Source organism: Actinoplanes missouriensis 431 (assembly GCF_000284295.1).
In the GTDB taxonomy this organism is placed as follows: Bacteria; Actinomycetota; Actinomycetes; order Mycobacteriales; family Micromonosporaceae; genus Actinoplanes; species Actinoplanes missouriensis.
In genome coordinates this window covers 2644961-2663988 of sequence record NC_017093.1, presented here as the reverse complement: position 1 = coordinate 2663988, position 19028 = coordinate 2644961, and the positions used below count along the sequence as shown (strand labels likewise).

General features: G+C 69.4%; 23 protein-coding genes and 1 pseudogene. 11 read left to right on the top strand and 13 right to left on the bottom strand.

Annotated elements, in window-relative coordinates:
• Positions 1–34: 34 nt before the first annotated feature.
• Positions 35–1504, top strand: coding sequence for an MFS transporter (locus AMIS_RS12585; RefSeq protein WP_014442665.1), 1470 nt, complete (start codon positions 35–37; stop codon positions 1502–1504).
• A 187-nt stretch (positions 1505–1691) separates the two neighbouring features.
• Positions 1692–2108: an SHOCT domain-containing protein gene (locus tag AMIS_RS12580; protein WP_014442664.1), complete on the top strand. Its 417-nt coding sequence runs from the start codon at positions 1692–1694 to the stop codon at positions 2106–2108.
• 63 nt (positions 2109–2171) lie between these two features.
• On the opposite strand, the gene AMIS_RS12575 is transcribed toward AMIS_RS12580, so the two are convergent.
• The 4 genes from AMIS_RS12575 to AMIS_RS12560 all read right to left on the bottom strand — a co-directional run bounded on the left by AMIS_RS12575 (position 2172) and on the right by AMIS_RS12560 (position 4332).
• A complete protein-coding gene (locus AMIS_RS12575) occupies positions 2172–2411 on the bottom strand; it encodes a hypothetical protein (RefSeq protein ID WP_014442663.1) in 240 nt (79 codons plus the stop codon).
• 49 nt (positions 2412–2460) lie between these two features.
• The gene (locus tag AMIS_RS12570) at positions 2461–3111 is read right to left on the bottom strand and encodes an HAD family hydrolase (RefSeq protein ID WP_014442662.1); all 651 of its coding nucleotides are present in this window, start codon (positions 3109–3111) and stop codon (positions 2461–2463) included.
• 33 nt (positions 3112–3144) lie between these two features.
• Positions 3145–3618: a MarR family winged helix-turn-helix transcriptional regulator gene (locus tag AMIS_RS12565; RefSeq protein ID WP_014442661.1), complete on the bottom strand. Its 474-nt coding sequence runs from the start codon at positions 3616–3618 to the stop codon at positions 3145–3147.
• A gap of 192 nt (positions 3619–3810) precedes the next feature.
• Complete coding sequence (locus tag AMIS_RS12560; protein ID WP_014442660.1) at positions 3811–4332, bottom strand: hypothetical protein; 522 nt, start codon at positions 4330–4332, stop codon at positions 3811–3813.
• 88 nt (positions 4333–4420) lie between these two features.
• On the opposite strand from AMIS_RS12560, the pseudogene AMIS_RS44840 reads away from it, so the two are divergent.
• Positions 4421–4693: pseudogene (locus AMIS_RS44840) on the top strand (MOSC N-terminal beta barrel domain-containing protein); the annotation flags it as partial.
• Positions 4694–4802: 109 nt separating this feature from the next.
• Here the strand turns inward: AMIS_RS44840 and AMIS_RS40470 are convergent.
• The gene (locus AMIS_RS40470; RefSeq protein ID WP_051041943.1) at positions 4803–6278 is read right to left on the bottom strand and encodes a response regulator; all 1476 of its coding nucleotides are present in this window, start codon (positions 6276–6278) and stop codon (positions 4803–4805) included.
• 70 nt (positions 6279–6348) lie between these two features.
• On the opposite strand from AMIS_RS40470, the gene AMIS_RS12550 reads away from it, so the two are divergent.
• Positions 6349–6918, top strand: coding sequence for a GrpB family protein (locus AMIS_RS12550; RefSeq protein WP_014442657.1), 570 nt, complete (start codon positions 6349–6351; stop codon positions 6916–6918).
• A gap of 31 nt (positions 6919–6949) precedes the next feature.
• Here the strand turns inward: AMIS_RS12550 and AMIS_RS12545 are convergent, their stop codons facing one another.
• Genes AMIS_RS12545 through AMIS_RS12530 form a run of 4 tightly spaced genes read right to left on the bottom strand, consistent with a single transcriptional unit; the run spans position 6950 to position 9152 of the window.
• A complete protein-coding gene (locus AMIS_RS12545; protein ID WP_014442656.1) occupies positions 6950–7399 on the bottom strand; it encodes a MarR family winged helix-turn-helix transcriptional regulator in 450 nt (149 codons plus the stop codon).
• A 2-nt stretch (positions 7400–7401) separates the two neighbouring features.
• Entirely contained in the window at positions 7402–7806 is a 405-nt protein-coding gene (locus AMIS_RS12540; RefSeq protein WP_014442655.1) for an EVE domain-containing protein, read from the bottom strand.
• The gene (locus tag AMIS_RS12535; RefSeq protein WP_014442654.1) at positions 7803–8234 is read right to left on the bottom strand and encodes an SRPBCC family protein; all 432 of its coding nucleotides are present in this window, start codon (positions 8232–8234) and stop codon (positions 7803–7805) included. The genes AMIS_RS12540 and AMIS_RS12535 overlap by 4 nt, the downstream gene beginning before the upstream one ends.
• A gap of 24 nt (positions 8235–8258) precedes the next feature.
• Entirely contained in the window at positions 8259–9152 is an 894-nt protein-coding gene (locus AMIS_RS12530) for a sulfotransferase domain-containing protein (RefSeq protein WP_014442653.1), read from the bottom strand.
• 190 nt (positions 9153–9342) lie between these two features.
• Between AMIS_RS12530 and AMIS_RS12525 the strand changes: the two genes are divergently transcribed.
• From AMIS_RS12525 to AMIS_RS12510, 4 genes are all read left to right on the top strand, one after another.
• Positions 9343–9642, top strand: a complete 300-nt coding sequence (locus AMIS_RS12525) for a hypothetical protein (RefSeq protein WP_014442652.1) — start codon at positions 9343–9345, stop codon at positions 9640–9642.
• A 105-nt stretch (positions 9643–9747) separates the two neighbouring features.
• Positions 9748–10692, top strand: coding sequence for a hypothetical protein (locus AMIS_RS41590; protein WP_014442651.1), 945 nt, complete (start codon positions 9748–9750; stop codon positions 10690–10692).
• Between the two features lie 132 nt (positions 10693–10824).
• Positions 10825–13104 carry a hypothetical protein gene (locus AMIS_RS12515; protein ID WP_157434830.1) on the top strand — a complete coding sequence of 760 codons (2280 nt, stop codon included), beginning with the start codon at positions 10825–10827 and terminating at the stop codon, positions 13102–13104.
• A gap of 121 nt (positions 13105–13225) precedes the next feature.
• Positions 13226–13762: a hypothetical protein gene (locus AMIS_RS12510; RefSeq protein WP_014442649.1), complete on the top strand. Its 537-nt coding sequence runs from the start codon at positions 13226–13228 to the stop codon at positions 13760–13762.
• A gap of 277 nt (positions 13763–14039) precedes the next feature.
• Here AMIS_RS12510 and AMIS_RS12505 read toward each other — a convergent pair whose 3' ends face one another.
• Entirely contained in the window at positions 14040–15107 is a 1068-nt protein-coding gene (locus AMIS_RS12505) for an NAD(P)H-dependent flavin oxidoreductase (protein ID WP_014442648.1), read from the bottom strand.
• Entirely contained in the window at positions 15104–15700 is a 597-nt protein-coding gene (locus AMIS_RS12500; protein ID WP_014442647.1) for a flavodoxin family protein, read from the bottom strand. Before AMIS_RS12500 ends, AMIS_RS12505 begins: the two co-directional genes overlap by 4 nt.
• 83 nt (positions 15701–15783) lie before the next feature.
• Between AMIS_RS12500 and AMIS_RS12495 the strand changes: the two genes are divergently transcribed.
• Positions 15784–16389: a TetR/AcrR family transcriptional regulator gene (locus AMIS_RS12495; RefSeq protein ID WP_014442646.1), complete on the top strand. Its 606-nt coding sequence runs from the start codon at positions 15784–15786 to the stop codon at positions 16387–16389.
• Positions 16386–16529 (top strand): hypothetical protein, encoded by a 144-nt coding sequence (locus tag AMIS_RS42575; protein ID WP_014442645.1) that lies wholly within the window; start codon positions 16386–16388, stop codon positions 16527–16529. Before AMIS_RS12495 ends, AMIS_RS42575 begins: the two co-directional genes overlap by 4 nt.
• A 5-nt stretch (positions 16530–16534) precedes the next feature.
• On the opposite strand, the gene AMIS_RS12490 is transcribed toward AMIS_RS42575, so the two are convergent.
• A complete protein-coding gene (locus tag AMIS_RS12490) occupies positions 16535–16780 on the bottom strand; it encodes a hypothetical protein (protein ID WP_041829719.1) in 246 nt (81 codons plus the stop codon).
• A 68-nt stretch (positions 16781–16848) separates the two neighbouring features.
• Here AMIS_RS12490 and AMIS_RS12485 point away from each other — a divergent pair, with 68 nt between their 5' ends.
• Complete coding sequence (locus AMIS_RS12485) at positions 16849–18036, top strand: Ig-like domain-containing protein (RefSeq protein ID WP_014442643.1); 1188 nt, start codon at positions 16849–16851, stop codon at positions 18034–18036.
• On the opposite strand, the gene AMIS_RS12480 is transcribed toward AMIS_RS12485, so the two are convergent.
• Entirely contained in the window at positions 18037–18963 is a 927-nt protein-coding gene (locus AMIS_RS12480; protein WP_014442642.1) for a quinone oxidoreductase family protein, read from the bottom strand.
• Positions 18964–19028 lie beyond the last annotated feature (65 nt).

Here is a 19028-nt window from a genome sequence, read left to right as displayed (position 1 = left end):
AGTCGGTGTCCGCTACCGCTGCGAGAGTGCCGTCATGACCTCTTCGCAGCAGAATCTTCCCCGGGTGGACTCCCCCGATCCGCCGCGCGTGGCCGGGCGTGCCGCCTCCCTGGCGTTGCTCGTGGTGCTGTTCGCCTCGTTCATGGACCTGCTCGACGTCACCATCGTCACCGTCGCGGCCCCGGACATCGCCCGGGACCTGGGCGCTTCCGAGGCGCAACTGCAGTGGATGCTCGCGGCCTACACCCTGGCCCTGGGGTCCGGCCTGATCACCGGTGGCCGGCTCGGCGACGACTACGGCCGCCGCCGGGTCTTCCTCGTGTCGCTGGCGGGCTTCGCGGTGGCGTCCGCGGCGTGCGCGCTGGCGCCGACCGCCGGGGTGCTGATCGCCGTCCGCGCGGTTCAGGGCCTGGCGGGCGGCTTCATGGTCCCGCAGGTCTTCGGGATCATCCGGTCCTCCTTCGCACCGGCCATGATGGCCAAGGCGTTCGGCGCCTACGGCGCGGTCCAGGGCCTGGCGTCGGTGGCCGGTCCCCTGCTCGGCGGCGCGCTGGTCGACGCCGACCTGTGGGGGCTGGGCTGGCGCACCATCTTCTGGATCAACATCCCGGTCGCCGTCGTGGCCCTGGCCCTCGGGGCGCGGGTCCTGCCCGAGTCCCACGCCCCGGTGCGGGCCCGTCTGGATCTGGTCGGAGCGGCCCTGGCCGCGGCCGGGGTCCTGCTCGTGCTGCTGCCGCTGGTCCAGGGCCGCGACTGGGGCTGGCCCGCATGGGGATGGGCACTGCTCGTCGCCGGCGTCGCCCTGCTGGCCGGGTTCCTCGGCTACGAGCGGGCCGTGGCCCGTCGCGGCGGCGAGCCGGTGCTGGACCCCGGGCTGCTGTCGGTGCGCCCGTTCACCTCGGGACTCGCCGCGTCGGTGCTGTTCTTCGGTGGGCTGGCGTCGTTCTTCCTGGCGCTGTCGATCTACCTGCAGGCCGGGACGGGCCGGTCCGCGTGGGACACCGGCCTGGTGATCCTGCCGTACGCGATCGGATCGATGATCACCTCCGGGGCCGGGGTCGCTCTGGCGGCCAAGGCCGGGCGCGCCCTGCTGGTCACCGGGTCGCTGACCCTGGCCGCCTCCCAGGCGCTGCTCTGGTGGCTGGTCCGCGACGGCGCCACGCCCGGTTACTGGTCGCTCGCCGCGGCGATGTTCGTCGGTGGACTCGGCCTGGGACTGAGCGCCCCGATCCTGGTCAACGTGGTGCTGGCCGGGGTCCCCGGGCGGCAGGCCGGCGCGGCGGGCGGCGTCCTGTCCACGGTGAACCAGATCGGCGGAGCGGTCGGCGTCGCCGTCCTCGGCACCGTCTTCTTCAACGCGCTGTCGTCGACCGGGAGCGGCGACCCGGCCGAGGTGTTCGGGCATGCCCTGGCCAAGGTCATGCCGTGGCAGGTCGCCACCTATCTCCTGGCGGCGGCGGCGATGCTAGCCCTGCCCAAGACCGCCGCGGCGCACCAGACCTGATGCGCCGAGCTCACCGCGGCGCGCCGGCGGTCTCGCGCAGCACCCGGTTCAGCAGACCGTGACCCGGGCGGCGATCTCCATCAGGCCGTTCTGACAGACAGCCGAGAAGTAATCCATTGCGGATGAGGCCGCCATCGGCCGTCGGCGATGTACTGGGGAAACACTGCTCCCCGGGAGGACATCTCACATGTTCGACGACAACGGATCATTCTTGCTGGCGCTTGTCGAGTTCTTCATCTTCTGCGCCTGGTTCATGTGCCTCTTCTGGCTGTTCGGCGACCTGTTCCGCAGCCGCGACATCGGCGGCTGGGCCAAGACGTTCTGGACGCTGTTCATCATCGTCCTGCCGATCATCGGCATGCTGGTCTACCTGATCGCCCGGGGCTCCGGCATGCACGAGCGGGCGCTGGCCTCGGCGGCCGATATGCAGAGCCGGCAGGAGGCGTACATCCGGTCGGTTGCGACGAGCGACGGCAAGCAGAGCGCCACCGACCAGATCGCCTCGGCGAAGGCCCTGCTCGACTCCGGCGCGATCACCACGGCCGACTTCGAGCAGCTCAAGGCGGAAGCACTCGGCCGCGGCGCCCCCACGGCGGTCGCGTGACGGCAGCAGAATCCGGAGGCCGGGCGGGACCGTGGTCACCGCCCGCGCCCGGATCCGGCCCGGCTAGCCGAGTCGGGCCGGCCGGTATCCCCCGGCGAGGCTGGCGCGGCGGTGGTCCTCCAGCCAGGCCACGCCCTGCCGGCCGTGGTAGGCGATCCCGTCCTCGACGGTGACGCCACCACGGTCGTGGATCACCCGGATCTCGTCGGCGTCACCCTCCTCATGGCCGAGGTACGCCATGACGGTCAGCCTCTCCACGCTGCCGGACAGGGTGCGCTCGTAGACCGAAGTCGTGTTCGCCATGGGTCCATAGTGGCAGTCCCAGGCTCGCCCATGTTCTTCCGGAGCCGTGTCAGATCTTGTCGAGCAGGGCGGGAAGGTCGCGCATGTCGTCGAAGACGATCGTGCCGGGACCCTGCAGACGGTCAGCGGCGGTGAGTCCGCCCGCGTACGCCAGGCACCGCATGCCTGCAGCACGTGCCGCCTGCACCCCGTACTGGCTGTCCTCGACCACCACGCATCCCTGCGGCGACACTCCCATCCGTGCCGCGGCGTGCAGGAACAGGTCGGGGGCCGGCTTGCCGCGGGGCACCTCGGTGGCGCTGAAGATCCGGCCGGCGAAGTGCGGATACAGGCCGGTGCGGCCCAGGGTGTGGCGCAGCTTCTCGGGCGTACCGCTGGACGCCACGCATGTCGGTGCGGTGATCCGGCCCAGCGCCTCCTCGATCCCGTCCACCGCGGTCAACTCGGCGTCGACGGCCTGACGGAGCTCGGTCTCGAACCGGTCTGTCCAGGTCGCCGCCGCCTCGGCGCCGAGTTCCGCAGCGATGATCTCAGCGATGGACGCGTGGGAGCGGCCGATGAAACGATCGATCACCTCGGCCGCCGTCAGGGGCCAGCCCAGCTGGGCGGTGATGTCCACGTTGACGCGCACGGCGATGCGCTCACTGTCGACCAGCACGCCGTCGCAATCGAAGATGACGAGATCCACCCCGTTGATCATCGCGCCAGCGTAGTGACGGGCGTCAACGCGTGTTCAGCCGGTCATGGAATCGATGTTCGAAATCATCCGGCGCATGACCTTGAGCGCGGCGACATACTCGTCGTCCGCGATTCCCTGGTGAATCTGCGCTCGTAGTCCGGCCACCAGGTCCCGTACCCGGCCCTGCGCCGCCCGTCCCGCGTCAGTCAGCCGCAGCCGGCCCCTCTCGTCCGCGTCGATCCACCCACGGTGCAGCAGCTGGTCGACGGCGCGCGGCACCTCATCGGGCCCGTCCGCCACGTCCGCCAGTTGCGCGACGACATCCTCACGGGTGAGCCCACCACCGGCGCCCACCCGGGTGAGCGTCCACCACTGCGGCTGTGTGACGTCGATGCCGGCCATCGAGTCGCGCAGCCGTTTGATGACGGCCTTGTGCACGGCGCCGCTCCAGTAACCGATCGGCTGGGCGACCAGGGCATCGTCCGCGGCGGACGGGTCGGCGGTAGCGGGCAAGGCACCGGAGTTCACGCGGCCTCGATTCCAGAGATGGCTGACGATGCCGATCAGCCTAGTCAAAGGCCTCGAAGCACCTCCGGTGGCAAGCGCCTGAAGCTCTGCGAATCGCCTGCGTCGCCGTCGAGGCTGCGAGACACCACCGTTTGCCATGATCTTCGGAAAGAGCGCTGGCAAGCGCCGCAGAGGTGACGATCCTTCAACCAATCAATTCTTGTCGTCGTATACAGCAACGTCCTGCACCCCTAGATCCCGCCTCGCACACTTATAGAATTCGGCTCTCGCTGCCCACACTTTCTGCATCGCATTCCGCCATTCTTCGGTTCCAGCCGGAGTTATCCCCTGGATCATGAAGGCCAGCTCCCACGCGGTCCTGTGCCAGGCGCGTGCGGCATCCACCGCAGGCTGATCGCCGAGAAGGAGGATGCTCTCGAAGGCCGCGGCCCTCTCCATCTCCGCGTTCTCGATCTCGGGGAGGCCACGGGAACGATCGAGAGGGTGGGCCATCGAGTCCAGGCCCATACCGCCCGCCACTCGCCGGAGGGCGGTTATGTATCGCTTGACGGCCGCCGCATACTCGACGTAGGCGGTGAACCTTTTCTCATCCCATTTCGTCTGAACGGATCTTCTCCACTTGAGCCGCTCGATCCAGGTCGTCCCAGCGAATGTCGCTAGCGCACCGATCAAAACTCCCAGGAGCGTGATGAACTGCTGAGGGGCACCCGACATGGATCCATCATGACGATTTATAGCCGAACATCAATGTCAGATGGATGATTGCGCACCCCGGCTTTACACGGTTTCCTACTGTCGGCTCGTGAAGGTCGCAGAGATCCGTCGTTATCCGGTGAAGTCAATGCTCGGCGAGAGGGTACCGGCTGCCCAGGTGGGTGAGCGGGGCTTGGACGGCGATCGGCTGTGGGCGGTGCGCGACCCGGACGGCAAGTTCGGCAGCGGCAAGAACACCCGCCGATTCCGGCGGATGCCGGGCCTGTTCCAATTCCGGGGGTACGCCGCTGCCCCGGCTCCGGTCGTGGAGCTGCCCGACGGCCGCCGTTTCGCCGCCGACGACCCGGCGGGACACCGGGCGAATGACCCTCGGGGTGATGGCCACCGTGCAACGACAGGGCCGCGTCCAGGCCGGCGACACCTGCTCGTGGACATGAAACCGACCGGCGCCGCCCCCGCGACCGGCTCGGTCAGCCGGTCGTGGCGAGCTGGTGGGCGATGTCCTCGCACACCGGGGCGGTGAGGCCGAACTCGGCGCGGATCGCGCGGACCGTGTCCGGGCCGGCCGGCAGGTGGCCGACGCGGGCGTTCGCCTCCACCTCGGCGAACAGGTGGGCGAGACCGGTGACGCCGATGTTCGTCGCGGATCCCTTCAGCGCGTGCGCTTGATGCTGGACGGCGGTGACGTCCCCGGCGGTGATGTGGCCGGCGAGCTCGTCGATCCCGCCCGGCATCCGCCGGTTGAACGATGTCAGCAGCCGGGCCAGCAACTGCCGCTCCGCCCCGGTCGGCTCCCCGTCGCTGATGTCGGCCATCCGCGCCCGGATGTCGGCGCCCCGATCGGCGCCGGCCACCGGCGATTCCGCCTCGGCCGCCGGCTCGTCGGAGCCGGTGAGCAGCAGCGGGGTCAGCGCGGCGGTCAGCTCGGGGCACCGGATCGGCTTCGACAGGTAGTCGTTCATGCCGGCGGCACGGCACGCGGTCCGGTCCTCGACGCGCACGCTGGCGGTCATCGCGATGATGTGCGGCTGCCGGTCGGCCGGCAGGTCCGCGCGGATCAGGCGGGTGGCGTCCAGGCCGTCGAGCACCGGCATCTGCACGTCCATCAGCACCACGTCGTACTCCGTGGTGCGCAGCGCCTGGACGGCCTCCAGACCGTTGGCGACCGTGTCCACCCGGTGCCCGAGCTTGCCCAGCATGAACTGGGCCACCTGCTGGTTGACCTGCTCGTCCTCGGCCAGCAGCACGCGCAGCGGAGCGTGCCACAGCTCGTCGGCAACGACCGACGGGGCCGCGTCGACGCTCGCGGCCGGGACCGTCGTGGACCGGGCACTCCACCAGGCCCGCGCGGTGAGCAGCAGGAACCCGAGCAGCGCGGCGCCGACGACCGCCGCGGTGGCGGTCGCGGTCTCGTCGGCGGCTCGCTGCTGCTGGGCGCGCAGCTGGGCGATCTGCTCGCCCTGCAGCACGTCGAGGTGCTGGCGCGCGTTTGCGAGCAGCTCGGTGCCGGCCGTGCCGAGCACGACGGGGCTGACGCCGACGGCGCCGTTCGTGCGGATCATGGTGACCGCCCTGCCCAGGTCCTGAACCGCGCCGGTGGCCGCCGCGTCCAGCGCGTCGACGGTGGCCTGCTGCGCGGCACCGTCGCCGACGCTGCCCCGCAGCGCCGCGAGGGAGGCCGGCAGCTGCGCCGCCGCGTCGGTGTAGGGCTGCAGGTAGTGCTCGTCGGCGGTGAAAGCGAACGTCTGCTCCCCGCGCTGAGCGTCGGCCAACTCGCCCCGCACCTCGGAGAGCAGGGCCAGGGTGTGCTGCGTGCGGTCGATCGCCTGTCGCGGTGCCAGAGCCGCGCCGACACACAGGTACGCGACCACCCCGACCAGCATCAGCACCCCGACACCGGTGAGGTACCCGGTCCACGCCGGTCCGCCGAACTGCCGTCCTCGCAAACGCCCCTGCCTCGCCATGCCTCACCGTTCGGCAGCCGTCCGGGTGCGCTTAGCCCCTTACGATGATTCGATGAGCGCTGACGTCGATGAATTGGGCAGGCGGGTCATCCGGATCGCCGACCACGATCCGGCCTGGCCGGCACGCTTCGCCGAGATGGGCGACGCGCTCCGCCGCGCCCTCGGTGACGTGGCGCTGCGTATCGATCACATCGGTTCCACGTCGGTGCCGGGTCTCGCCGCCAAGCCGATCATCGACATCCAGGTGTCGGTCGATCGCTTGGAGCCGGTGAGCCCGTTCCGTGATCGGCTCGTCGGCATGGGCCTGGTCTACCGGGCGGAGAACCCGGAGCGCACCAAGCGCTACTTCAGGGAGGCGCCGGGCCGGCCACGCACCCACATCCACGTGCGCCGGATGGGCAGCTTCTCGGAACAGTTCGCCCTGTTGTTCCGCGACTTCCTGCGCGTCGATCAGGGCGCGGCCGCCGGCTACGCGCGCGTCAAACGGGCGCTGGCGGCGCAGCACCGCCACGACGGGCAGGCCTACACCGATGCGAAGGCCCCGTTCTGCTGGGAGATCATCCAGCGTGCCGACGAGTGGGCCCAGCGGACCGGCTGGGAACCCGGCCCGAGCGACGCCTGATCTCGCGCCCGCCCGGCCTCTCCCCCGGTCGCTAGGCGCGCCGGGCCCCGGCGATCGTGCGCAGAGCCGCGGTGAACGCGGGCAGGCCGCTGCCGAGAGCGGCGAAGAACGTCGCGTCGCACTCCTCGACCGCGACCACGGCCCGGTTGACCAGTTCCCGCCCGGACTCGGTGACGGCCACCGCCCGCGCCCGCCGATCGGTCGGGTGCGGGGGCCGGTGCACCAGGTCGCGGCCCTCCAGCGTGCGCAGCACCTGGGAGGTCATCATCGGGTCGGTGGCGGCCATGCCGGCCAGGGCCTTCTGGGTGACCGCCCCCGACTCCTGCAGGTAGGTGAGCGTCGCCAGCAGCACGAACTGCACGTGGGTGAGCTCGAACGGTTTCAGCGCGGCCCGCTGCGCGGCCTGCCACCGGTTGGTGACCTGCCAGAGCAGCAGACCGGGGCTTTCGTCGGCGCTGTCGTGCCGGGTGTCCAGGCTCATCGTTACCCCCGCATGGCCGCGTGGATCCGGCCGAAGTCGTCCTCGCCGAGCGGGACGAGACCGCGGCGCAGCTGGACACCCCAGCCGGGCTGGGCGGTGAAGTCCAGGCCCAGCGACCGGATCGGCGTCTCGACCGCGCCGGGCAGGTAGCCGACGCGGCGCCGCCAGGGCTGGAAATCGCCCTCGTCAGCCTGCCAGATCTCGTCGTCGGCGATCACGCCGAGGGCGGTGAACGCCTGCAGCGGGTCGCCGTCGCGCAGGCTGGTCCGCGGCGAGTAGTAGACCAGCCGGTCACCGGCGGCGAGCCGGGCCAGCCCGGCGCGTTTGCCGTGACCGAGCTGGGCGATCCCCCGGTCGACGCCCCGCCGGACGTGATCGCGGCACACCACGCCGAGCCAGTGCCTCACGCCGGCACCCCGGCCGCGCGGGCGGCCTCCTCGAGGCGGGCGAGGTCGCCGCTCAGGCCCTTGGCGATGTCCTTGCCGAGCACGACGTTCCAGAAGAAGGCGAGCGGGCCCTCGATGGTGACCCGGACCGTCACCGTGGTGACGCCGGCGTGCGACTCGACCAGGTGCCGGAACGTCAACCGCGCGCCCAGCAGCAGGGAGACGTCGGTGAACGCGCGGTCCGGGACGAGCTCGGTGACGACGAACCGGGTGACCGGGCCGCCCTTCGGCTTCATCGTGCCGGTGACTCCGGCACGGAAGGGGCTGTCGAGGCGTACCCAATCGGTGTCGGTGTTCCACTCCGGCCAGGTGCCGACGTCGGCCCAGCGGTCGAAGAACGCCTGGGGCCGGACGTCGGAGGTGATCTGGGCGGTGGCGATCGTCTTCATGAAACTAGTATGCGCGCTTACGATCTAGCGCGCAAGCCGGTGCAGCCAGGCGAGCAGATCCGCGGGCGCCAGCTCCGCGGTCCGCTCGTGATAGCGCGCGAGCTCCGCGGCACTCAGGCAGGCCGCCCCGCTCCCCGACCGGCCCCGCCGGAAGAACGCCCGCGGATCCTTGAGCACACCGCCGGCGTCCGGCACCAAGTCCGCGGCCCGCTCGCGCATCGCGCCGAACGTCGCCGCCCGCACCAGCTCCGGCCACCGCTCCTCGGGAACGGTGATGCCCAGCCGGGCGGCAATCGACCGCATCTGCCCCGGCAGATCGGTCTGCAGATCGTCGTAGTGCACCAGGAGCACGTTCGGCTCGGCCCGCCGCTGCCAGGCGCCGGTCAGGTGCCACATGACGCCGGGGAGCGAGTCCAGCGCCGTACGCGGATCACTGGCGCTCTCGATCCAGCGCGTCAGCCAGGTACGCAGGTCGGGGCGCGGCCGCGGCGCTTCGACGGCCTCGGGCCGCCCGGTGAGCCGGCGCAGCCGTTCCCGGTCGATGTTGTCGCCCTGGTGGTACAGCGACACCGCCATGTCCAGCGGGTGACGAGCCACCACGATGTACGCCACGCCGGGCTCGACCGGGATGCCGTCCAACGGTGTGTGGGTCTTGATGAAGCGCCGGTGCTGCTGGGCGGCGAGCTGATCGTAGATTCGCTCCCGAGGACTGGTCAGCCAGTCGAGCCAGGGCGACAGGCTCGCCAGCGGCGCGGGCAGGTCAGCGGTCTGGAAGATCAGCAGCGCACAGATCATCTGCATCCAGGTCGTGCCGCACTTCGACCGGGTGCTGATGACGACGTCCCCGGGCCGAAACCGGAAATCGATCCACCGGCCGCTGTCCTCTTCCTCCGAGCGATAACGCACTGGGGTCGGCATCCCAACGACGCTAGTCGATAGATTCCGGCCCGGAGGCACCGTCCTGATTCCGCACGCTGGGACCTGCGTTTCTGGTAACAATCTGAAAACGCGCTGTGTGGCTTTGATTGCGCCTTGCGACCCCGGGTAGTTGCTGGTCACGGACGGTCCGAACCAGACAGCTTTCAGTAAGCCCCCCAAGGAGATAACGATGGCTACCAGCACTCACGCCCACAACGAGAACGTCACCGTGAAGGGCACCCGGTTCCGGGGCGAGGAGACCAAGCCTTCTTTCAAGACCACTGAGCTGATCGTCTACGTGCTCGCGGTCATCGGCGTACTGATCGCCTCCTACACCGTCGGCGACGGAAGTGCCAATAACGGCGCCGACTACTTCGCCGCCGACAAGGCGTGGTGGTACATCACCCTGCTCACCATCGGTTACATGATCAGCCGCGGCCTGGCGAAGGCCGGCAGCCGCAGCAGCGATGTGGACCCGCGCACGCACTGATCATCCGGCGGAATCCCGAGGGCGCGGCGGAGTCTCCGACTCGGCCGCGCCCTCGGCTGCAACTGAGTGCCCTGCGCTCCGCGATGTCTGGAATGATCGACGACCATGACAGCGGGGAGTGTTCGACGGCCGGGCCGGTACTGGATCTTCACGGCGGTCGTCATGCCGCTCAACCCGGTGGTCTGGTACCTCATCCATCGCTGGCAGGCGTGCATCGCCACCCATCCCGGCGCGGAGCAGCAGAAGTACGACGGCCCGTGCGGCACCGAGTACGGCCTGTTCGGGCTGGCCGGCCTCGCCCTGCTGCCGCTGTTGTCCACCATCGCTGTCGCACTGTTCGTCGGCATCATGGAGGGCCGTCGCCGCTACCGGTTCGCCGCCGGGCGCTGGATCAGCGCCGTGGTCGTGGGCGTGTGCTCACCGCCGACGCTCCTGGTGTACGCGCTCGGCTACGGGATCGGGCGAGCCCTGCCCGTCCCGCAGATCATGAAGGCCCACCAGCTCGGCTGGGAGTCGGCGGTCAACGCGTACACGGCGCTCAGCCGCGGACTGCCACCGCAGCAGGTCCTCGCCGGCGGCTTCGTCAGCCCGGAGCCGGTCTACCTGGACACCGTGATGGGCTACGCCCGCTACTACGGCATGAACGTGACGTTCCAGCCGGGCTTCACCGTCGCGGTCGGCTCCCCCGGCTTCGTCGCCGGCGCGGCCATCGGCAACCTCGTCAGCAACAGTCTCGCCCGATCCCGGGCCGCGGCGATGGCGCAGACCCAATGGCGCGAGCACCGCACGGTACGGGTGATCGTCACCGCCTCCACCACCTGGTGCTGTATCGACGGCCGATGGTTGCGTTTCGACCACGCGGCCGTGATGGAGTACTACCTCGAGAACGCCAGCTGCGTGATGACCTTCCCGGGCACCGAGCCCCTCATGCTGACCGGCCCACCGGCGGCCCTCCACGCCGTCCTCTTCGCCTACCTGCGAGGCGGCCCCACCTGGCAGTACCAGCCGTTCCTCCATCCCATCGCCGCATCCGCACCCATGGTGGCATGACGCCGGTTGGTTGACACGCGCCGACAGCGCCCAGGCCGATGCGTCGGTCCATTGAGCGTCTCGCTAAACCCGCGGATGGTCCGCTCCTGTGGCCGGCCACCCTATGTGCCAGCAGCCCTTACTGTGGTCCGAGTGGACCAGTCTGGATGGGTGCCGCTACGCCCTGATGAGAACTTCTCCGCGCAACTGCTCGCGGCGTCGCGTGCTCAGCGGGGCCTAGACTGTGCGGACGCGGAGGTGGCGGCGGCCGACGTCCGGGCCGCCTGTCTGGCCGCAGGTGAAGCGGATCAATTCGGCCTGCGACTCGCTGGCGCTCGAATTGTCGGCCCACTCGACCTGCGGGCGTCCACGATCCCGGTGGCCGTGCACTTTCAAGACTGCGATTTTACCGATCCGGTCAATGTGGAAGGGGCGCGTCTGCAGGAGCTGGCGATCTTTGCCGAACGCCCAAAGAGCCACCCGGACAAATTGCCCGGGCTAATTGCCCTAGGCGTCCAAGTCGCGCACAACCTCGTCCTGTCAGGCATGGTGATCTCAGGTGATCACCATGCTGGCGGGAGCGCTAACCGTCCCGCAAGTATCTGGCTTACCGGTGCCGAGATCGGTGGGAACCTCCTCGTTGTCGGCACGTGGATCTTGCCGACGAACGGCCGTGCGATTCATGCGGACCGGATCCGGATCGCCGGGAACATACGGCTCGAACGCGTCCAGGCTACAGGCGAAGTTCGTCTACCGGCCATGCACCTGGCCGGATCGCTCGGTTTGATCGGCACGGAGCTCATGCCCCTGGACGGTCGGGCGCTGGACATAAACGAGGCGAATATTGGCAACAGCCTCTTCCTTCTCAACATGCCCCGCGCGCGTGGGCGCTGCCGGATCCGCGGCCGTATCGAGATGTCGCATTCGATAATCCAAGGGCAGCTTCTCATCCGCAATGCGGACCTCACTGCTCCGCCAACCGGCCAGGGCGGACAGTTCTACACCATCGAGCCGACTGGCAGTCGCATCTTCCTCCTCGCCCCGCGTCTCACCGTACGTGGAGCGTTGGTGATGGAGGGTGACACTGTGGTCCGCGGCGGTCTCTTGATGCCGGGTGCCCAGCTCGACGGCGGCGTTCGGTTAGCCGGCGCCGTCTGGAACGCAGACGATGTCGCTCTCGACCTGAAGCAATCCATCTTGGGCGGCGACCTGCATGCATCCGCGCTTTCGATCGAGGGAACAGTCCGCCTCGACAATGCCCGCATCAGCGGACCACTGACGATGGAGCACACCACTGTCGCGAAGCCGCTTGATCGGCGCTGTATCAGCGCCGTCAACCTGAAGGTAGCCGGTGACGTGCAGTGCCGCGGCCTGTCGGTGCTCAGCGGATCCTTCGACCTTCGGGGAGCGTCGGTCACCGGTGTGGTGAATCTGGAGGATGCATTCCTCACCAATCCGGGTGGCAGCACGGTCAGCCTTTACATGGCCCGGGCAACCGGAAATGTCCGTCTGTGTGGCCGGTTCCACTCGATCGGGTTGGTCGACCTGAATCGCGCCGTTGTCGACGGCAGACTGCGTGCCGATGGCGCCACCATGATCTGGCGAACATTGCCCCTGGTCGCGCCGACAGCGCGCAGTGCTGCTTTCCAAGCCAGGTTCGCCGATATCCGGGGCGGCGTTGACCTTGGTTGGCGGCTCGTCGAGGGGTCAGTCGACTTCACCGGCACGACGACTTCATACCTCGGAGATGATCCGGTGGATGACTGGCCGGCTGACTCGTACGTAGGCGGCTTCGCCTATGAACGGTTTGCGGGTACTCAGAGCGGAGAGGCGATCTGGAACGCGAACGACCGAATCGCCTGGTTGTCGCGCATGCGGTCCTACGATCCCCGAGCCTGGGAGCACTTGGCCGCGGTACTCCGCTCGGCCGGCGATCAGGACGGCGCGGATACTGTGCTGATCGCGCAGCGCCGGCATGCCCGATCCGCCCGCGCCGTGCCGCACCAACTCTTCGATCTGCTCCAAGATGTGACCGTCCGCTACGGATTCCGGCCGCAACGAGCCGTCTACCTGCTAATCGCGCTGATCGCCGCCGTCACCCTCGCGGTGAGCCTCCCCGTTGTCCAGGCGCAGATGCGCGCCACCGACCAGAACGCGCTGGTCTTCATGCCGGCCGGTGCGCGGCCAAGGCCTGGGGAGACCGCCGTGCCGGGTCGTTGCGGCGACGGTAAGGTTCGCTGCCTCAATCCGTTCTTCTACGCAGTCGACACCGTGGTGCCGCTGATCGATCTGCACCAGAGGTCGACCTGGTATCCGATCTCCGAGCAACGGGGCTGGCTACTCGAATGGCTACTGAACCTGTGCACAATCCTGGGCTGGGTTGCCTCGACTGTCTTCGCGCTGTCATTCACCCGTTTAGGCCGAGCGAACTGATGGCGTGTATGAACCCTGATAGCCCGCTTGGCGTCACGCGTGCCGGCCCGACCACTTCACCCCGCGCGCACCACGGCTACAGGGTTCACTCCGGTCACGGGCGGGACCATAGGACGTGTACATGGTGGACAGCGCGGACAGGGCCCTCATCGGAACCAGCGCCGGGACGGCCACTACCGCGCCCCCGGTCACGCTTCGGGGATCATGGGTCAATCGGCCGCCGCTGGGGGAACCGCAGAGTGGCACGTTCCTGCTAGCTCACCAGGGGCACGGTCGGTGGCTGCTCGAACAACCGATCGGCATCCCGCTGCTGGCCGGCGACACCACGACGGTGACCAGCGCGGGCGCCGGGCCGGTCGACGAGAGTCTGGGCTGGGTGCAGCATCCGGCCGGTCTGATCGTTGCTCCGGCGGCCTGGTTCGACCCGGCGGAGGCCGAGGTGCTCGAGTTTCCGGGACTCGAGTATGTGGCCGCGCGCCCCTGCGTACCCCTCGCCGTGAATTACTCCCGGCACAGCTCCCGGCGCATGCTGCTCTGGCTCGACCAGGAGTGGGGCCTGATCCTGGCCGCCCGCTCCGACGACGCCGAGCCCCGGGACCACCCTCGCTTCGAGCTCCGCGTCACCGAGGTCCGCGCCCCGGCGCGCGCCCTGATCTGATCAGGAACATATGGACCGCGGTAAGCCTGCGCGATCACGCGAAGCGCGTGGGTGACGTACGCATAGGCGTGGTTGTCCTCATTGCTCCACACGGCTGGGCGATCAGCAGCTGCTCACGGTGCCATCGGACCGCGGCGCAGTAGTGCCCGGCTCAACATGGAGCTCGCGGGATACGTCCCTTTTGCTGCTACACCCACCGCGGATGTGGCTACACCCATAGCGGGTGTAGCCACCGTAGCGGCATACCGAGAACGGCCCTTCCGTCCCCCCGTTCAGATCAGACGCCGGTGAACCGGTTGGCGTCGTCGGCCGTCAGCATGGCGAGGTACTCCCGCGCGGTGACCGGCTGGGACAGCGCTGCCGACTGTCCCGCCCAGAGGTTGACATATCCCGGGTCGTTGCGTGCGGCGGCGGCTCGGCGCAGGGGCAGCATCAAGGCGTTCTGTACCGGGTACTCGGGCACGTTCCTCTCCTCCGCCGCGAGTTCCCGGATCAGGGGGTTGATGATCCCCCGGGCGTGGCGGCCGGAGAACAGCCGGGTGAGTACGGTGATCCGAGCGTCCGGGCCGGTGAGGGCAGCCTTGTGCAGAGGGCTGGCTCCGGACTCCGTCGTCGCCAGGAAGCCGGTGCCGATCTGTACGCCGGCGGCGCCGAGCGCGTGTGCCGCGGCCACACCGCGTCGGTCGGCGATTCCGCCGGCCGCGACGACGGGGATGCTGACCGCGTCGACGACCTGGGGAACGAGCGAGAAGGTTCCGACGAGCGATTCGGCGACCGGCCGCAGGAAGGCTCCCCGGTGCCCGCCGGCGTCGCTGCCGGAGGCGACCACGATGTCGAGTCCTGCGGCTTCCACCGCCACTGCTTCGTCGACGGTGGTGGCGGTGCCGATCGTCACGATGCCGCGGCGGCGTGCCTCGTCCACCACGTCGGCGGGCGGCACGCCCATGACGAAACTGATCACCGGTGGTTGCGCCGCCAGGAGCGCTGCCGCCTGATCCTCGAAGGCCGGCGGCGGCGTGTACGAGGTGGGCACCGGCGTGCCGAGCCGCTGGTAGAGCGGCCGCAGCCGGGCGAACTCCGCGGGTGCCGGGCGCAGACGCGCCTCCTGCGGGTGCGGTACCCACAGGTTCACGTTGAACGGCCGGCCGTCAGGCACCGCCGACGTGAGCTCGGCGACGAGCGCCGTGATCGAGCCGGGGTCCAGGTGGTGGGCGCCGAACGAGCCGAGACCGCCGGCGCCGCTGACCGCGGCCGTGAGTGCGACGCTGGAGAGGCCACCGCCGAACGGCCCTTGGATGATCGGGACGTCGATGCCGAGGAGACCGGTCAGGCTGGCGGCGCTCATGCCACACCGACCAGCCGGCCGTGGCACAGTTCGACCGTGACCTGCGCGACCCGGCGACCGAGGTGCTCAGCGGTGCGCAGATCGCCTGTCGTCGGCGCCTCGTCCGGGCCCGCGTCGGACGGCGCTTGCGCCATCGCTCCCAGGAAGCCGCCCAGCCGGTTGAGGTCCTCCGCATCGCCGTTCGTGGTGTAGAGCCAGCCGGGGGGCAGGCCGAGCGAGACCCAGTGCATGCCGTGCTGGGCGGCGAACACCGCCAGCGACGACAGGGTGTTCAGCTTGTCGCCGTTCACGCCGGCGGACGTGGTGAACCCTGCGGCGATCTTGTCGCGCCAGCCCTGTTGCGCCCAGATCGACCCGCTGGCCTCGGCGAAGGTCTGGAAGACAGCGGACTGGCTGCCCATGTAGGTGGGGGTGCCGAAGATGATCGCTTCGGCGTCGGCGAGCGCCCGCCACAGCGGCTCGTCCAGTGCGGCGATGTCGTGCAGCGCGGCGTTGACGCCGGGCACCGATGCCGCGCCGAAGGCGACGGCCTGAGCCTGGCGCGCGGTGTGCCCGTAACCGCTGTGGTACGCGATGGCGACAGTGATGGACATGTCGCTCTCCCTTCGAGAGGTGATGTCCCGAAGGTAGACGACCGGTCAACTAAAAGATAGTTGACCGGCCGTATACTCGTGGCATGGGTCGAACCAGCACCGCCCGTGACCGGCTCCGGGACAGCGCCTGTGAGCTGCTGCACACCCGCGGCTATGCGGCCGTCGGCGTGGCCGAGATCTGCGCCCGGGCCGACGTCCGCAAAGGCAGCTTCTACCACTTCTTCGAGTCCAAACAGGCGCTCACCATCGAAGTGATCGACACCCACTGGCAGGCGCAGCGGGCAGCGTGGCGCGAACGGCTCGGTGGACCCGAACCGGCTGCCGGACGCCTTCAGCGGCTCATCATGTGGCTCGTCGAGACCCAACGTGAGGCGCAGCAGGCAACCGGCCGGATCGACGGATGCCTCCTGGGCAACCTCGCGATCGAGCTGAGCAATCAGGAGACCGCCGTTCAGCAGCGGCTCACCGCCGCCTTCGACGAACAAGCCGAACTGGTCCACGCCAACCTCACCGAAGGCGCCCAGGACGGCAGCGTCGCGGCCGAATACGCCGATCTGGCCACCGCACGGGCCGTGGTCGCCCAGATCGAAGGCGCCGTGCTGCTGGCGAAACTCGCCGGCGACACGAGATCGCTCGACAACCTGTGGCCACACGTACGACGACTGGTGACCGTCCCCTCACGACGGTGACCAGCGCGGGCGCCGGGCCGGTCGACGAGAGCCTGGGCTGGGTGCAGCATCCGGCCGGCCTGATCGTTGCTCCGGCGGCCTGGTTCGACCCGGCCGAGGCCGAGGTGTTCGAGTTCCCGGGACTCGATCGCGCGCCCTGATCTGATCAGGGAACACATGGCCCGGGGTAAGCCTGCGCGATCACGCGCAGCGCGTGGGTGATGCCGGCGTAGCGGTCGTCAGCGGGGTCCATGCCCTGCCACTCCTGTGCAAGGCTTTCGACCAGGTCAAGCATCGGAAGGTGGCTGTCGAGCAGCGCTTCCCCACCGAACTGATGTGCGACGTACGCATAGGCGTGGTTGTCCTCATTGACGCGCCGGATCAAGTAACTGATCAGCTCTTGATCGTCCATAGCGTCATCATCGCGCACATCACCCCCTAGGATCTGGACGCATTCATATTTCGGGGGGTCGCACGACAATGGGTTCGGTTCATCTGTTCACGGTGGCAACACTGCTCGCCTCGACGGTCGCGTCGGCGCCGGCCCTGGCCGCCGCACCGGTCCCTCCGATCACCGCCGTCCGGGCCGCGAGCCCGCACGCCACGATCTCCCCGCCGTTCGAGTCCTTCATCAGCGGCGTCACCACGTTCACCGCGACCGACGTCTCAGGCGACCTGGCGCTGATCTCCCTGTGGGATCACGCGACCGGCCGCGAGGTCGCCCGGGCCACCGCCGCCCCCTGGACGCTGACCTGGGACACCAGGGGCCGCACCGGCGGCGCGCAGGTCCATTTCGAGCTGACCGACAAGACCGGGAAAACCTCCTTCCTGTACGGGTTCTACGCCCTCGACAACACCGGGCCCACCATTTCGCGGGTGGAGTTCCCGGTCGTCGACGGCAGGGTCAGCGGCAGATCCCGGCTGACCGCATTCGCCTACGGCAGCTCACCGCTGGACCGGGTCGAATGGCGAGTGGACGGCACGCTGCGGTCGACGTACCGGATCCCGGAGACCGGCCTGTACCCGGCACCCTTCTTCGACTGGGACACCCGTGGTCAGAATCGGACCGCGGTGCTCGACGTCCGCGCCTACGACATCCTCGGCCAGCACACCACCCTCACCCGCCGCGTGGCCGTCGACAACACCGGACCGAGGATCACGGCGATGACGCCGGGCCACCGGGCTCTCGTCCGCGGCGGCCAGTTCCGGACCACCGTGAGCGGCTCCGACCCGTCCGGCATCCGCGAGGCGTACCTGCTGGACGCCTACCGCGTGACCACGGCGCCGTTCACCGTCCTCGCCTCGGCCGGCCCGGACGGCGTGCGGACGCTGACCTGGACCCTCACCGACCGGCTCGGCAACCGAACCACGGCCCGGCGGACCGTCGTCGTGGACAACACCAAGCCGAAACTGAAGATCACCAAGGCGCCGGCCGACCGCGCCAAGGTCAAGGGGACCGTCAAGGTCGCGGTCTCCGCCACCGACCGCAACGGCATCAACCGGGTCGAGCTGCTCATCAACGGCAAGGTCGTCGCCAAGGACGTGAAGGCGCCCCACACCTTCTCCGTCAAGACCAAGAAATTCGGAAAGAAGATCAAGGTCCAGGTACGCGTGTACGACCGCGCCGGCAACGTGACGAGGAGCGCCGTCCGCACCTGGAAGCGCTGATCAGGGCACCAGGACGAGCCGCTCGTCGGCGTCGGTGGTCCACGCCCGCTCGACGTCGGCGAGCGGCACCGCCCGCGCCCGCACGTCGATCGCGCCCTCGGTGACCGCCGCTGCCAGGGCGGGCAGCTCGGCGATGAAGTCCCGGGCCGGGACGGAACCGATGCCGCTGCCGACGAGCTGCAGCCGGGCCGAGCGCAACGCGACCGACGGGATCGGCGCGGTCGCCCCGCCGATCGATCCGATCTGGATCCAGGTCAGCGGCGCCGCCCGGTCGGCGCGGGCGGTCAGCATCGGGATCATGGCGGTGGCGGCGGGCTCGCCCCACACGTAGTCGATCACCACGTCGACGTCGGCGGCCCGCTCGATCCGGTCGAAGGTGCACGTCTCGTCGGCGCCGAGCGCGGTCAGCGCGGCGAGCCGGGACTCGTCACGCCCGGCGGCGATGACGTGCGCCGCCCCGAAGAGCTTCGCGATCTGCACGGCCATCCGTCCGGCGTTTCCTGTCGCGCCGATGATCAGCACCCGCTGGCCGGCCGTGAACGCGACGCGACGGCGCAGCGCAACCCAGGAGGACATCCCCGGGTTCATCGCGGCGGCGATGCGGACCGGGTCGGCGTCGTTCGGCAGCGGGACGCTGCGCCGCAGGTCGATCACGGTGCGTTCGGCGAACGTACCCATGGTGGTGTCGTCGAGGGCCGCGTAGCGCAACCGCCCCGCCTGATCGCGCACGACGGCGTCGGCGCCCGGGATCAGCGGCAGAGCTCCGGTGCTGCTGTAGTGCGCGCCCGTCGCCTTGGACCGGGTCAGATGGTGCAGGCCGGCGGCGAGCACGTCCACGATCATCTCGTTGTCGCCTTTCGCAACCGGCTCGGGGTGATCGCGGTAGACGGGCGGGGCGTCGAACGCGGACAGGACTGCGGCGTGCATGGGAAACCTCCGGGTAGATGGTTTGTATTACCAACTACCTTGAGAATGGTTCGTAATACCAACCA

Bases quoted from the DNA above. Each gene is read 5' to 3' on its own strand.
- AMIS_RS12545 (WP_014442656.1), bottom strand. From the start codon at position 7,399: ATGAGCCTGGACACCCGGCACGACAGCGCCGACGAAAGCCCCGGTCTG.
- AMIS_RS12570 (WP_014442662.1), bottom strand. From the start codon at position 3,111: ATGATCAACGGGGTGGATCTCGTCATCTTCGATTGCGACGGCGTGCTG.
- AMIS_RS41590 (WP_014442651.1), top strand. From the start codon at position 9,748: ATGACAGCGGGGAGTGTTCGACGGCCGGGCCGGTACTGGATCTTCACG.
- AMIS_RS12530 (WP_014442653.1), bottom strand. From the start codon at position 9,152: ATGCCGACCCCAGTGCGTTATCGCTCGGAGGAAGAGGACAGCGGCCGG.
- AMIS_RS12485 (WP_014442643.1), top strand. From the start codon at position 16,849: ATGGGTTCGGTTCATCTGTTCACGGTGGCAACACTGCTCGCCTCGACG.
- AMIS_RS12480 (WP_014442642.1), bottom strand. From the start codon at position 18,963: ATGCACGCCGCAGTCCTGTCCGCGTTCGACGCCCCGCCCGTCTACCGC.
- AMIS_RS12550 (WP_014442657.1), top strand. From the start codon at position 6,349: ATGAGCGCTGACGTCGATGAATTGGGCAGGCGGGTCATCCGGATCGCC.
- AMIS_RS12585 (WP_014442665.1), top strand. From the start codon at position 35: ATGACCTCTTCGCAGCAGAATCTTCCCCGGGTGGACTCCCCCGATCCG.
- AMIS_RS12560 (WP_014442660.1), bottom strand. From the start codon at position 4,332: ATGTCGGGTGCCCCTCAGCAGTTCATCACGCTCCTGGGAGTTTTGATC.
- AMIS_RS12580 (WP_014442664.1), top strand. From the start codon at position 1,692: ATGTTCGACGACAACGGATCATTCTTGCTGGCGCTTGTCGAGTTCTTC.
- AMIS_RS12535 (WP_014442654.1), bottom strand. From the start codon at position 8,234: ATGAAGACGATCGCCACCGCCCAGATCACCTCCGACGTCCGGCCCCAG.
- AMIS_RS12500 (WP_014442647.1), bottom strand. From the start codon at position 15,700: ATGTCCATCACTGTCGCCATCGCGTACCACAGCGGTTACGGGCACACC.
- AMIS_RS12575 (WP_014442663.1), bottom strand. From the start codon at position 2,411: ATGGCGAACACGACTTCGGTCTACGAGCGCACCCTGTCCGGCAGCGTG.
- AMIS_RS12490 (WP_041829719.1), bottom strand. From the start codon at position 16,780: ATGGACGATCAAGAGCTGATCAGTTACTTGATCCGGCGCGTCAATGAG.
- AMIS_RS12510 (WP_014442649.1), top strand. From the start codon at position 13,226: ATGGTGGACAGCGCGGACAGGGCCCTCATCGGAACCAGCGCCGGGACG.
- AMIS_RS12525 (WP_014442652.1), top strand. From the start codon at position 9,343: ATGGCTACCAGCACTCACGCCCACAACGAGAACGTCACCGTGAAGGGC.
- AMIS_RS12495 (WP_014442646.1), top strand. From the start codon at position 15,784: ATGGGTCGAACCAGCACCGCCCGTGACCGGCTCCGGGACAGCGCCTGT.
- AMIS_RS12505 (WP_014442648.1), bottom strand. From the start codon at position 15,107: ATGAGCGCCGCCAGCCTGACCGGTCTCCTCGGCATCGACGTCCCGATC.